Here is a 435-nt window from a genome sequence, read left to right as displayed (position 1 = left end):
TTGACAACGTGCGACCAACAACTGCGACCTTGAAGCCATCATCTGCTAAACGCTTAGCGATTGCTTCACCGATACCTTGTCCTGCGCCAGTAATAAATGCTACATCACTCATGTTAGTTACCTCTCAAATAACAAATTCCTAAATAAAATACCTCTTGCTCATTACTACACAAATAATGATACAACTTTACTTCCACTTTGTAAGCGTTATGGTTTTCACAAAATGAAACGACCGCAAAAAAAGCTCTAACAGTACTGTTAGAGCTTTTCTTATCTATTGTGCTGTGTAGCCACCATCGATCACGAATTCGGCACCAGTGGCAAACTTTGATTCTTCAGAAGCCAGGTAGACACAGATCCAAGCGATATCATCTGGTTCACCCATCCGTCCCATTGGTGTCTTCAAGCGTTGTGTCACGTAAGGTGCAACTGAGT

The 435-nt window shown here is 42.1% G+C and carries 2 protein-coding genes; both read right to left on the bottom strand.

All coding sequences use genetic code 11. The features are described from left to right. Positions 1 to 112, bottom strand: a 112-nt coding sequence (locus tag C1I99_RS35515; protein ID WP_146604127.1) for an SDR family NAD(P)-dependent oxidoreductase, incomplete at its 3' end; no start/stop codon positions are given. A 162-nt stretch (positions 113 to 274) separates the two neighbouring features. Further along, entirely contained in the window at positions 275 to 394 is a 120-nt protein-coding gene (locus C1I99_RS35510; protein WP_267897542.1) for an SDR family oxidoreductase, read from the bottom strand. Between the last annotated feature and the right edge of the window lie 41 nt (positions 395 to 435).

The sequence above is a fragment of the Micromonospora deserti genome (assembly GCF_003236335.1).
GTDB classification, from domain to species: Bacteria; Actinomycetota; Actinomycetes; order Mycobacteriales; family Micromonosporaceae; genus Micromonospora; species Micromonospora deserti.
Note: the sequence above shows the minus strand (reverse complement) of the source record. Positions and strands in the feature narration are given on the sequence as shown.